Origin of the sequence: Nocardia sp. NPDC052112 (assembly GCF_040680135.1) — a bacterium.
Taxonomy (GTDB): domain Bacteria; phylum Actinomycetota; class Actinomycetes; order Mycobacteriales; family Mycobacteriaceae; genus Nocardia.
Genome location: NZ_JBFAWD010000006.1, coordinates 390,473 through 402,933, shown reverse-complemented (window position 1 = coordinate 402,933; position 12,461 = coordinate 390,473). Strand labels below are relative to the sequence as shown.

Annotated in this window: 13 protein-coding genes; 9 read left to right on the top strand and 4 right to left on the bottom strand. The window is 65.7% G+C overall.

Annotated elements, in window-relative coordinates; all coding sequences use genetic code 11:
- Positions 1-98: 98 nt before the first annotated feature.
- Complete coding sequence (locus AB0L58_RS14600; protein ID WP_364386523.1) at positions 99-758, top strand: RraA family protein; 660 nt, start codon at positions 99-101, stop codon at positions 756-758.
- Between the two features lie 86 nt (positions 759-844).
- Here the strand turns inward: AB0L58_RS14600 and AB0L58_RS14595 are convergent, their stop codons facing one another.
- Entirely contained in the window at positions 845-1,345 is a 501-nt protein-coding gene (locus AB0L58_RS14595) for a DnaJ family domain-containing protein (protein WP_364386521.1), read from the bottom strand.
- A 58-nt stretch (positions 1,346-1,403) separates the two neighbouring features.
- Between AB0L58_RS14595 and AB0L58_RS14590 the strand changes: the two genes are divergently transcribed.
- From AB0L58_RS14590 to AB0L58_RS14565, 6 genes are all read left to right on the top strand, one after another.
- Positions 1,404-2,336, top strand: a complete 933-nt coding sequence (locus AB0L58_RS14590; RefSeq protein ID WP_364386519.1) for a BadF/BadG/BcrA/BcrD ATPase family protein — start codon at positions 1,404-1,406, stop codon at positions 2,334-2,336.
- Positions 2,337-2,399: 63 nt separating this feature from the next.
- On the top strand, positions 2,400-3,929 hold the full coding sequence (locus AB0L58_RS14585; protein ID WP_364386517.1) for a sodium:solute symporter: 1,530 nt from the start codon (positions 2,400-2,402) through the stop codon (positions 3,927-3,929).
- Positions 3,929-5,089 carry an anhydro-N-acetylmuramic acid kinase gene (locus tag AB0L58_RS14580; RefSeq protein ID WP_364386515.1) on the top strand — a complete coding sequence of 387 codons (1,161 nt, stop codon included), beginning with the start codon at positions 3,929-3,931 and terminating at the stop codon, positions 5,087-5,089. The genes AB0L58_RS14585 and AB0L58_RS14580 overlap by 1 nt, the downstream gene beginning before the upstream one ends.
- A gap of 3 nt (positions 5,090-5,092) precedes the next feature.
- A complete protein-coding gene (locus AB0L58_RS14575) occupies positions 5,093-5,956 on the top strand; it encodes a MurR/RpiR family transcriptional regulator (RefSeq protein WP_364386513.1) in 864 nt (287 codons plus the stop codon).
- 16 nt (positions 5,957-5,972) lie between these two features.
- Entirely contained in the window at positions 5,973-6,869 is an 897-nt protein-coding gene (gene murQ, locus AB0L58_RS14570) for an N-acetylmuramic acid 6-phosphate etherase (RefSeq protein WP_364386511.1), read from the top strand.
- Between the two features lie 94 nt (positions 6,870-6,963).
- Complete coding sequence (locus tag AB0L58_RS14565; protein WP_364386509.1) at positions 6,964-7,401, top strand: nuclear transport factor 2 family protein; 438 nt, start codon at positions 6,964-6,966, stop codon at positions 7,399-7,401.
- Positions 7,402-7,457: 56 nt separating this feature from the next.
- On the opposite strand, the gene AB0L58_RS14560 is transcribed toward AB0L58_RS14565, so the two are convergent.
- A complete protein-coding gene (locus AB0L58_RS14560) occupies positions 7,458-8,225 on the bottom strand; it encodes a trans-aconitate 2-methyltransferase (RefSeq protein WP_364386507.1) in 768 nt (255 codons plus the stop codon).
- 132 nt (positions 8,226-8,357) lie between these two features.
- Between AB0L58_RS14560 and AB0L58_RS14555 the strand changes: the two genes are divergently transcribed.
- Positions 8,358-8,768, top strand: coding sequence for a nitroreductase family deazaflavin-dependent oxidoreductase (locus tag AB0L58_RS14555; RefSeq protein ID WP_364386505.1), 411 nt, complete (start codon positions 8,358-8,360; stop codon positions 8,766-8,768).
- Positions 8,769-8,822: 54 nt separating this feature from the next.
- Here the strand turns inward: AB0L58_RS14555 and AB0L58_RS14550 are convergent, their stop codons facing one another.
- The gene (locus tag AB0L58_RS14550; protein ID WP_364386503.1) at positions 8,823-10,340 is read right to left on the bottom strand and encodes an FAD-dependent monooxygenase; all 1,518 of its coding nucleotides are present in this window, start codon (positions 10,338-10,340) and stop codon (positions 8,823-8,825) included.
- Between the two features lie 72 nt (positions 10,341-10,412).
- On the bottom strand, positions 10,413-10,823 hold the full coding sequence (locus AB0L58_RS14545; RefSeq protein WP_364386501.1) for a heme-binding protein: 411 nt from the start codon (positions 10,821-10,823) through the stop codon (positions 10,413-10,415).
- A gap of 116 nt (positions 10,824-10,939) precedes the next feature.
- On the opposite strand from AB0L58_RS14545, the gene AB0L58_RS14540 reads away from it, so the two are divergent.
- Positions 10,940-12,430 (top strand): carboxylesterase family protein, encoded by a 1,491-nt coding sequence (locus AB0L58_RS14540; protein WP_364386499.1) that lies wholly within the window; start codon positions 10,940-10,942, stop codon positions 12,428-12,430.
- Positions 12,431-12,461: the final 31 nt, after the last annotated feature.

Here is a 12,461-nt window from a genome sequence, read left to right as displayed (position 1 = left end):
CCGCGCTGCTCAGTGCACGGCCACAAAAGGAACCCGCATCGTCCCGGCCGTACGATGCGAGTTGATCCAGTCATTCGAGTTACGAAGGGGCGTCATCGATGCCGACCGACCAGCTCGTCCGGAAATTCCGGGCCGTCGATACGACGGCGATCTGTGATGCGGATAAGTCGATTCGTGTGCTGGACAGCGCAATTCGGCCACGCTCGGCCGAGCCGCGGATGCTCGGGCCCGCCTTCACCGTACGCTGTCGCGGCGACTTCCTCGCGGTGCTGCGTGCCGTCGAGACGGCGGCGCCGGGCGATGTCATCGTGGTCGACGGCGGTGGTGCCGAAATCGCGCTTGCCGGAGAACTATTCGCCCGTGGTGCGCTGGTACGCGGGCTCGGCGGCATCATCGTCGACGGCGGGTATCGCGATATCACCTACGTCCGAGGCTGCGCGTTGCCGGTGTACAGCCGCTTCGTCACGCCCATGGCAGGCACCACCGCGCAACTCGGTGAACTGCAGATCCCGGTGACCTGCGGCGGCGTCGAGGTATCCCCCCGTGACCTGATCCTCGCCGACGAGGAGGGTGTCATCGTCGTCGAGCCGGACCGCATCGAGGCGCTCCTCGATGCGGCGGCGGCGGTCAAAGACACGGAGTCCAGACTCGCCGCGCTGCTCGACACCGGATCGACGCTCAGCGATGGCCTCAACGTGACCGAGCACACCGCGGCCCTCACCCGCGGCGAACCGTCGACATTGCGATTTCTGGTCTGACCGGCTACTCGAGCGGGAAATTCTCGACGGCAGCGAAGGCCGGGACAGGACCGGTGAAACATGCTGCACCTCAGGTAAACGGAGCGTCAGTCCGGCATTCGACGGGTAACACGGTGCCACCAACGGGATTTGGCTGGGGCGGGCTGGCTGCTGGGCTCGCTCGCTTTCGGCTGATCGACTCGACGCGTGGGCGCACGGCTGGCGCGCCACTGTGTGACGATCTCTTCGGTATTCACCGGTCCGACCGGAACATACGGCCCGTGCGGCATTCGCAACCACTCGACGATGCGCTCGTTCAGTTCGGATACCGTTTTGCGAACCTCGCGTTCGGAGGTCATACCGAGCACCGTTTCCGGAAGTTCCTCGATATCGCGCCGCAATATCAGCGATGGGGGCAGTAGGCCATCACCGCGCACTCCCTCGCGGCGCAGGTAACTCCGCAACCACCAGTTCTCGTCGTCGACGGAGTTCGGGATCGGTTTGCCCGCGCCACGGAGGTTCTCGAATTCCCCGCGCTCGGTGGCCACGCGGACCTGTTTGTCGATCCACGATTCGAAGGTGACACCGAGGGGTTTACGCTCGCTCATGGCGACAGCTCCGACGGAACGTCCATAAATGCAGTCTACCGACGGTAAAGATCTTCCCATGACCAGCGATGTCCTCGCGATCGATCTCGGCAAGACCGGCTGTCGCGGTTCGCTCCGTGTCGACGGAGGCCAGGTGGGCTATGCGCAGGCACCGGGTGCGCCAGGGTTGGCGCATGCTTCGGGTGTCACCGCGGCAGAGCGCGCGATACGCGCGGCAATCGATCAGATTGCCTCGCTACCGACAACGTTCACGCTCTCGGTGGGTGCGGCGGGTGCCGTGTCGGCACCCGATGCCGCCGCGGCACTCGCGCGGCGACTGGCCGCGGTCCCCGGCACGGCGGCGGTCGCCGTGACGTCCGATGCCGTCACCGCACACGCGGGGGCGCTGGGCGGCTCGCCCGGAGTCGTGCTGGCAATCGGAACGGGGGCCGTCGCCACGGCGGTCGACGACGCGGGCCGGTTCACCCGAGTCGACGGCTGGGGTCCTCAGCTCGGCGATGAAGGCAGCGGCGGCTGGATCGGCCTCGAAGGTCTACGCGCCGCGCTACGTGCCCATGACGGGCGGGGTCCACACACCATCCTGGTCGACAAAGTCCGCGAACACTACGGCATCGAACTGGACGCACTACCGAAATATCTTGGCGAACAGGATAATCCGGCCCTGGTCGCCGCGAGCTTCGCGCCCGTCGTTGCCGCCGCCGTCGTCGACGATGCCGCGGCCGCGATCATGGCGGCCGCCGCACACGCACTCGCCGGCACCGTCCTCGCCGCGATCGAGCGATCCGGAATCCACCCGCCGGTCCCCTATGCGATAACCGGGGGTCTCACCAACCTCGGCGCACCGCTTCTGGACCCGCTCGAGCACCGGATCGCACACGCGATCGACCGCCGCGACCCGCTCGGCGATCCGATCGACGGTGCGGCACTGCTCGCCGTCGACTCGACGACCGCGCTCGAAGCGCTGGTCACCCGAATCTCTGACACTTATTGACAGAGTATTAGTGAAGCCTGACACTTAGTTGCACTCAGTCCGTCGCGTCACCGGGGAGCTGCGTTGAACGCACTCAATCTCGCCGTCATCGTCGTCTATCTCGTCACCGTCGCGTGGATCGGCCTGCGGTTATCCGGAAAACAGAAGTCCAGCAGCGACTATTTTGTCGGCGAGGGCCGAATGCCGTGGTGGACGGTGTGCTTCTCGGTGGTGGCCACCGAAACCAGCGTGCTCACCGTCATATCGATTCCCGGTGGCGCGTATACCGATCAGGCATTCGGAAATGTCGAGTTGGCTATCGGTTACATCATCGGGCGTACCATCGTGGCGATCGTGCTGATCCCGCTCTACAAGCGCGGCGGGTTCGTCAGCGCATATCAGTATCTCGAGCTGCGCTTCGGTCGCTATCTGCAGGGCGTGGCCGCGGTGACCTTCGTGTTCACCCGGCTGCTCGCCGAAGGCGTACGGCTGTTCGCCTCCGCCATCCCGATCAAGTTGCTACTCAGCGAATTCGGGCTCGACTTCGGCTACGACGCGATCATCGTGGTGCTGACGCTGCTCACCGTTGTGTACACCTACCTGGGCGGCATCAAAGCGGTGATCTGGACCGACGCACTGCAGATGGGCCTCTACCTCACCGGTGCGCTCATCGCGATCTGCGTGCTCACCGGCCACGTCGGCGCGTCCGGCTGGTCGGATGCGCTGCATGCCGGCAAGTTCCGTGTCTTCGACACCGATTTCGGTCTCGCGCACATTCTCACCAGCACCTTCGCCCTCCCAACCGCGATTATCGGTGGCGCGATCTTCGCGATGGCCTCGCACGGCTCGGATCAGCTGATCGTGCAGCGCATTCTGGCGACACGGTCGCTACGCGACAGTCAGCAGGCGATAATCGGTTCGGGCATCTTCGTGGCCATCCAGTTCGCCGCCTTCTCCCTGGTCGGTGTGCTGCTGTGGTCATACAACGGCGGCAAGACGGCCAAGGAACTCGGATTGGCCAGTGCGGACAGCCTGTATCCCGACTTCATTCTGCACGGCCTGCCGGTAGTCGTCTCCGGGCTGCTGGTCGCCGGAATCCTGGGCGCGGCAATGGGTTCGCTGTCCTCGGCACTGAATTCCATGGCCAATTCGACGGTCGCCGATATCATCCGCAGCTTCTCCCGACATACGCTCGCCGACCACACGCTGCTGCGCCTCGCACGCGTGATGACACTGGTGTGGGCGGCGCTGATGGCGGTGTTCGCCATGGGGTTCAGCGCGACGACGGGCAATGTATACCTGACGGCGCTCACCATCGCGGGGTACACCTACGGTGCGCTGCTCGGTGCATTCCTGCTCGGGCGGCTGGTCGCGCGCGCCAACCAATTCGACGCGATCGTCGCCTTCATCGCCACAGTGATCGTGATGACATTCGTGGTGCGGGTGGTCAAGGTCGATGTGACCGTCGCGGGGAAGGTCGTCGAAAAGGGCATCGCGGCACAGTGGCTGGTGCCGATCGGCGTGCTTGTCACGCTGATCGTCGGTGGTATAGCGAGCCTGTTTCATCCCGCTCCCGCACCGGAGGAGCCGGAACCTGTTGCGGTGGTGGCGTAGTGCGTGTCATCGGGTTGATGTCGGGTACCTCGCACGATGCGATCGATGCCGTCGGAGCGGATATCGTATTGCGGGACACGATGATTGAACTGCGACTCGTCGGACAGCTCAGCCGAGCGTATCCCGATGAACTACGCTCGGAACTTATCGCCGCCTTGCCGCCCTGTGCCATTGATATGGCGACCGTGTGCCGTCTGGATACCGCGATCGGCCAGGCATTCGCCGATGCCGCAGTTGCGGCCAAGCGCGAGTTCTTCGGTGACACAGCTGATCTCGTTGCCTCGCATGGTCAGACCGTCTACCACTGGGTGCGAGACGGTGCGGTGCAAGGCACGCTGCAGCTGGGGCAGCCCGCGTGGATCGCCGAACGCACCGGATTACCGGTCGTCAGCGACTTTCGTGCCCGCGATATCGCCGCAGGTGGACAGGGCGCACCGCTGGTTGGACTGTTCGACCTGTTGTGGCTGGCGGGACGTCCCGGATGCGCGGTCGCGCTGAATATCGGCGGGATCGCGAATGTCACGGTCACCGGCGACAAGCCGGTCGCCTTCGACACCGGACCCGGCAATGCCCTCATCGATGCGGCGGTCGAATTGTGCACCGGCGGCGCCGAGCATTTCGACCGTGCCGGGGGCCGGGCCGCCCGCGGGAATATCGACACCGATCTGCTGGAAACCCTTCTCGCGGAACCGTATTACCGCGCGCCGGCGCCCAAGACCACCGGCAAGGAGCTGTTCAACCGCAGCTATCTGGAGCGCGTGTTGGACGGCCGTGCGCGCGCCGCCGACGATATTGTCGCCACTGTGACCGCGCTGACCGCCCGCACCATCGCCGACGCCCTCGCACCGCTGCGCCCGACCGAGGTCATCGCGTCGGGTGGCGGAACACGCAATCCCACCCTGATGACAATGCTCGGCGCATATCTGAGGCCCACGAGATTGCGCACATCCGACGAATTCGGCCTACCGTCGGCGGCGAAAGAGGCCACCGCATTCGCCGTGCTCGGCTTCCTCACCGCACACGGCCTCGCGGGCACCCATCCCGGCTGCACCGGAGCCGGTCGCGCGGCGGTGCTCGGTTCGATCACCCCGGGTGCGGCTGGATTCGCGCTGCCCAGCGCACCGACGATCATGCCCCTACGACTCACGCTGGCGGGATGAACGATGCCCGAGTCCGATGACGTGCGCACGCGCCTGCTGGCGGCACTGCCATGTCTCACCCCGACCGCACTGCGCGTCGCACAGGTGATTCGCCACGATCCCGCGTCCGCCGCACAGCTCACGGTGAGCCAGCTCGCAGACCGGTCGGCGACCAGCACCTCCGCGGTAGTGCGGCTGGCGAAGACCCTCGGTTACGAGGGTTATCCGCAGCTGCGACTCGCAATGGCCGCGGTCGGTGGCGAGGAAGGCTCACCGGTTTTCGCCACCGATATCGATGCCGACGACGCGTTGTCGAAGGTGCTGCACAAACTCACCGCCTTCGAAACCGAGGGCATGATGGCGACCGCCGAACTCGCCGATCCGGCGACCATGGAGGCCGTCGTCGATGCGCTGGTCGGGGCGCGGCGGGTGCACCTGGTCGGCATCGGCGCATCCGGACTCGTCGCGATGGATATGGCGCAGAAGCTGACCCGCATCGGAATGTGGTGCGGTGCATGCACATCCGAGGATGATGCGCTGGTCCAGGCAAGCCTGCTCCAGGCCGGTGATGTAACCGTCGCGTTCTCACATTCGGGCGAAACCGCGGCGGTCGTCGAGGCCGTGCGCCGGGCCGCCGACGCGGGGGTGACGACAGTGGCAGTGACGGCAGGGGCGCGATCCGGACTGGCGAATTCCGCCGCGCATACGGTGCTCGTTGCCGGACGCGAGGATGGATTTCGTTCCGCGGCAATGGCGAGTCGCATGAGTCAGCTCCTCATCGTCGACGCACTGTATGTCGGCGTTCTGCAACGCACGCCGTCGGCGGCCAGGGCGCTGCGGCGCACCTACGAGGCGGTAGCGGATCGTCGAACCAAGGAGGCCGAATGAATTACCCGGTGTCACGGTGACCGAAATCGGTTCGCTGACAACCGAAGCGTCGAATCCGCGCACCACCGCACTGGATTCGATGCCGATCGATGAGCTGCTGCGCACCATGAACGCCGAGGATGCCGGTGTGGCTTCCGCTGTGGCGCAGGCGATTCCGGAGATAGCGCGGGCGGTCGAGCTGATCGTCGCGGCGCGGCGGCGCGGCGGTCGACTGATCTACGTGGGCGCGGGCACCAGCGGCCGACTCGGTGTGCTCGACGCGGTCGAATGCCCACCGACCTTCGGCACCGAGCCCGGGGAGGTCCTCGGCATCATCGCAGGCGGCCCGGATGCCTTCCTGCGCGCCGTCGAAGGTGCCGAGGACGATCCCGGGCTGGCCGCCGCCGATCTGTCCGCGATCACGCTCACCAGCGACGATGTGGTCGTCGCGCTGGCCGCCAGCGGCCGAACCCCCTACGCCGTCGGTGCGCTGCGACACGGCCGCTCGATCGGTGCCGCGACCGTCGCGATTTCCTGCAATCGCCATGCGCAAGCCAGTACATTCGCCGATGTAGGGATCGAAATCGACACGGGCCCTGAGGTTTTGACCGGTTCCACCCGGTTGAAGGCGGGCACGGCACAGAAGATGGTATGCAATATGCTCTCCACTGCCGCCATGGTGCGGGCGGGCAAGGTCTACGGCAACCTCATGGTGGATATGCGGCCGACCAATGCCAAACTCGTCGACCGCGCACGCCGTATCGTCGCCGAGGCGACCGGGGCCGACCCCGACACCGCCGCGGCACTGCTGGACGCGGCGGACGGTCACGTGAAAACCGCCATCGTCATGCGCCTGGCCGGAGTCGACGCATCGAAGGCCCGCATGCTACTGCGGGACGCCGACGGACGGGTACGGGACGCCGTGCAGCACTGATATACCGTTCGCCCGATCCGTGCGCGGCCAACCGCTACCCTGAGCCACAGTTGCGCGTTCCGGCGGAACTATGTGTCGGCAATTCGGAGGCGCCATGCTGTCCCTGCAGGAGATTTCCGACCGTCTGGAGATCGAGGACCTCATGGTCCGGTACTCACATGCGGTCGATACCCACCAGTGGGATCTGCTCGACGAGATCTTCACCGCGGATGCGCATATCGACTATACGGCCATGGGCGGCCCGGCCGGTGATCTGGAATCCACCAAGAAGTTCCTCGCCACCGTCATGCCGAACTTCCTTGCGTTCCAACATCTGATCAGCAATTCGTCCATCGCCGTCGATGAAGACAGCGCCACCGGACGCACCATGTGCCACAATCCGATGCTGGTCTCGACCGGTGAGGGTCAGCAGAGTCTCATGCTGTGCGGTCTCTGGTATCACGACACCTTCGCCCGCATCGAGGGCCGCTGGCGGATCAAGCAGCGTGTCGAGGAGAAGAGCTTTATGTTCGTCGCGCCGGGTACTGCCTGAATACGAGGCTCCCCAGGGTCGGGAGCCTCGATCGGTCATTCGTGCTGGCGTTGGTCTCAGCCGGACTTGTGCGCCACGGCGAAGACTCTGCGGAAGGGCAGCCAGGTGGTGCCGTCGAGCTGGCGTCGGTAGGCCGTGCGCAGGACCGGCGCCAGCTGTGCGGTGAATTCCTGCCAGCCGGTGTCGTCGAGTGCGTTGCGCACCGGACGCAGCGCGGTTCCGGTGACCCATTCGAGTACCGGGTCCTCCCCCGAGAGTCGTTGCAGGTAGGTCGTTTCCCATGCGTCGACCGCACAGCCCGCAAGTGTGAGCAGCTGGGCATACCCGCTGGGATCGAGGACATCGCGGGGCTGCAGGACGCCCGCGGGTGCGAGCCGGTCCCGCCATTCGTCGCGGGCCGCGAGTTCGCGGATCGCGAGGTGCGATGGTGCGTCGAAATTGCCGGGCACCTGGATTGCGAGCCAGGCACCCGCAGGCAGAGCACGCACCCACCGGGGCAGCAGGGTGGTGTGCGTCGGCACCCAGTGCAGGACGGCATTGCTGATCACGACATCGGTATCCGGTGCCGGTTGCCAGTCCTGCACCGCGCCGAGTTGTGCGTCAATGCCGAGACTCCTTGCCGCGGAGACCATTTCGGGCGATGAATCCGAGGCCTCGATAATCGCGCCTGGCCAGCGCTCGGCCAGCGAAGCAGTGAGATGTCCTGGACCGCAGCCGAGATCGACGACACGGCGCGGGGTCTCGGCCCCGACCCGACCGAGTAGTTCGAAGAATGGGCGCGAGCGGTGGTCATCGAAGGCCAGATACTTCTTGGGATCCCACATCGGCAGCTCCAAGTCGATTCAACCAAACCGTACGTACGTACTGTATTCCGAGTCGTCCGGTCCGGCAATAAGCGCGCCGGAATTTCCGGCGCGGTCTGTGGGTTGGTGCGGAAAACAACCGATCGGAGTGCAGTGAACGATTTCAATGCGCAGGTTATCAATGAGTTCCGGGCCAACGCGGGCAAGGTCGGGGGCATGTTCGAGGGTGCGCCGATGGTGGTGATCACCACGACGGGCGCCAAATCCGGCCGCCAGGTCACCAGCCCGCTGGTCTACCTCCCGGACGGCGAGCGGATCGTGCTCATCGCCTCGAACGGCGGCGCCGATAAGCACCCGGCCTGGTACCACAATCTGCGTGCGAATCCGGAATTCACCGTGGAGCTCGGAGCCGAGAGCTATCCGGCGAAGGCCGAGGTGGTGACGGGTGCAGAACGTGACGAACTGTATGCGCGGATGGTCGAGATGATGCCGGGATTCGGTGAGTACCAAGCGAAGACGTCCCGGGTGATTCCGGTTGTCGCGGTGTATCGACGAGAGGCCTGATACCCCGGGGTGGGTGCCAGCCCGGTCCAGGCGGGCCGGGCTGGCACCAGCTGATCAGGATTTGTCACCGAACCAGCGGCGCAGCGCTTCGACGAGTCCATCGCGGTCGCCGGAATCCGCGGCCCAGGCCACGTAACCGTCCGGTCGGATCAGCATTGCGGAAAGTTCGCGTGGTGCAACGGGTTTCGCGGTTACGACGCGTACCACATCCGACCACGGTTGGGCGATGGTCCGCAGCTCCGCGGAATCGGCCAGATCCAACAGGATCGCGCGACCATCGGCGAAGTGCGCACCGAGCCGGCTGCCGTCGGACAGTTCGATATCCGGTGTGACCGCGCCGATCAAATCGTGGCCACCGCCGAGGTCGTAGCGGTGCAGTACGCCGGAGATCTTCTTGAAGATCGCGGTGGTGCCGTCGCGGGTCGCGAGAAGTTCGGTCATCACCGCGCGTAATGCCTTGCTGCGCTGGTCGAGTCGCATCAGCGCGACCTGCGCGCGGGTCCACTCCAGCACCCATGCGCCGACCGGATGACGTTCGGCGGTGTAGCTATCGAGCAGAGCGTCGCTTGCATCGCCGCGCACCACGGCGGCCAATTTCCAGCCGAGGTTGACCGCATCGCCGATGCCCAGATTGAGACCCTGGCCGCCGAATGGTGGATGCACATGGGCGGCATCACCGGCCAACAGCACCCGGCCCTTGCGATAATCGGTGACCTGGCGGGTGTTATCGGTGAACCGTGTTGCCGAGTGCACCGCGGTGATCTCGACCGGCACACCCGATACCGCGCGCAGGCTGGCCTGCAATTCGGCCGCGGTGACCGGTGTCGCCCGGTCGGCGGGCGGACCGTCGAGTTCCACGGTGACGATACGGCCCGGTGTCGGTCCACTGGTGTAGATCCCGGTTTCGGTGGTATTCCAACCGGGCCGCAAACCCTGCGCGCCGGTCATTTCGACAACCGCCTGATGGCCGGTGATCTCCACGTCCAGTCCGGGAAAATCGAATCCAGCCAGCTTGCGGACGGTGCTGCGGCCACCGTCGCAGCCGACGAGCCAGTCCGCCCGAACGATGCTGTCGCCGAGGTGGACGGTGACACCGGTTTCGTCATCGCCGAATTCGGTCAACTCCACACCGCGCCGGACCGCGATCCCGAGTTCGGCGGCGCGCCGAGCCAGGGTCGCCTCGATGGCCTGTTGGGCCACGAGCACCACTTCGGCGCCGGGGCCGAGTTCGGCGAAAGCCGGGTCGTCGAAATCGATGTTGTCCGTGCGGAGCACGATGCCCGCGAAATGACCGCCGATCGGCAGGCGCTGGCCCGCGGCACTCGGGAACATCCCCGCGGCGCGGATGCGCTGCACCGTCGCGTTCTGCTGTTCGAGCAGATCAGGCAGCATGCCACGACGGTCGAACGCCTGCGCCGTCGGCACGTTGACCCCGCCGGCTTTGATGGTCGGATCGGGTTCGGTCAGCCGCTCGACCACAAGTACCTCGGCACCGCCGAGGCGTAGTTCGCAGGCCAGCATCAGTCCGACCGGTCCGGCACCGGCGACGACCACATCGAATGTCTCGTTCATGAACTCGACTCTGCCGATGGGTGATTGCGGCGGACTTACACCGCCTTGCATGCGCCTTGCGTGGCGCCGACCTCAGGCGAGCCGACCGACAGCGGCCACCCCGATCTCGTGGTCGGTCTGCGACAACGCGGCGCCGGAGACACCCAACGCCCCGATGACGGCATCGCCCGAACGAATGAGGACACCGCCACCGTAGGGGACGAGCGAGCGCGACCCCGCCAGACCGAGTCCGATGCCGAAAAGCGGCTGGCCCGGTTGGATGGCCGGGGTCAGGTTGATGGTGTCCGCGCCGATCGAGATGGCGGTGAAGGCCTTGCCGATCGCGGTATCGATGGTGATAAGGGGTGCGCCGTCGGCGCGAACGAATGCGACCAGATTGCCGCCCTGGTCCACAACCGCGAGTGCCACCGTCTCGGATCGCTCGGTGGCCGCGGTCCGTGCGGCGGCGAGAACGGTCTGTGCCTGCTCGAGGGTGATCGTCATGGTTGTGCGCAACCACGGCATATCGGCGGCTATTCCGGAAGTTCGGCGAGGTGCTCGAAATAGTGGTCCGACGCCGGGGGGCTGCGTAGAGAATCGAGTCAGAGCGAAGGAGACTCATGGAACCGATTGTTTCCGTCACCGGCGGCAAGATCCGCGGCCGGACGACCGCCGGGGTAAGCGCATTTCTCGGGGTGCCGTATGCGGCGGCGCCGGTCGGACCGGCGCGGTTCCGGCTGCCGACCCGGGTGCCGGACTGGCAGGGGATTCGTGATGTGCTCACCCATGGCGCCACCTGCGTGCAGCCCCCCTATTCCCCGCCGATCCACGCGCTGATCGGCAGTGACGGGATACCGGGCGACGAATATCTGAATGTCAATGTGTGGACGCCGGATCCGGGCGGTGCCGGACTGCCGGTGATGGTGTGGATTCACGGCGGTGCATTCACCCGAGGCTCCAATGCTCGGGCGATCTACGACGGTGCGGCGTTCGCGCGCGATGGGGTCGTGCTGGTTTCGATCAACTACCGACTCGGGATATCTGGATTCGCGGCGGTGCCGGATGCGCCGCTCAACCGGGGGTTACACGATCAACTATTCGCGCTGCGGTGGGTGCAGGAGAACATCGCCGCCTTCGGCGGGGATCCGAACCGGGTCACCGTATTCGGTGAGTCGGCGGGCGGAATGAGTGTGGCGACGCTGATGGCTTCGCCGCTGTCCCGCGGGTTGTTCCGGCAAGCGATCATGCAGAGTGGCAATGGCTCGGCAGCGGTGGCAGTGGAGGACGCGCGCAAGCTCGCCGGCGAGCTGGCCACAAGTCTGGGAATCAACCCCACCGCGGCGGATTTCGGCGAGCTCGGTCCCGACGAGTTGCGCGCGGCGCAGGACGCACTCGCGCTCGCCCTGATGAGCGATCCGGATCCGGCGCGGTGGGGATCGTCGATCATCACCAGCGGGATGGGGATCATGAGTCTGCTGCCGGTGATCGATGGCGAGGTAGTCGAAGGGCTACCTGTCAAAGTGCTTGCCGCACAACCTGGTCGTGCGGTACCGCTCATTGCCGGATGCACCGCCGAGGAGTTCCGGTTCTTCACGTTTCCGACCGGTGTTGCCGCCGGAATCACCACGGAGACATTACCTTTCGTGCTCACCCGGTACGGACTCGATCCCGCGCTCGGGGACATCTACAGTGCCGATCGTCCGGGTGCCAGTGCGGCGGATGTCTTCGCCACCATCATCACCGATCGAGCCTTCCGCTCGGACACCCTGCGGATCGCACAGTCGATCGCGGCCGCGGGTACGCCGAGCTATGCCTATGAGTTCGCTTGGTCATCCGATATCGAGGGCCTCGGTGCCTGTCACGTCTTGGAGGTGCCGTTCGTCTTCGACGCGCTCGCGGGCGCGCACACCTTGACCGGACCCAACCCACCGCAATCGCTCGCCGATGAAATCCACTCCGCATGGGTAGCTTTCGCCGAGTCCGGCAATCCCGGGTGGGCCCGCTTCGACGATGACTCACATCTCGTCCAGACCTTCAACACCCCGAAATCGAGCGTGGTGAGCAACCCCCGCGGGGACGAACTGGCAGCGCTGCGGAAGTCGCTCGCGTAGCAGATCAAGATCAGGTGGAACTGTGGCGGCG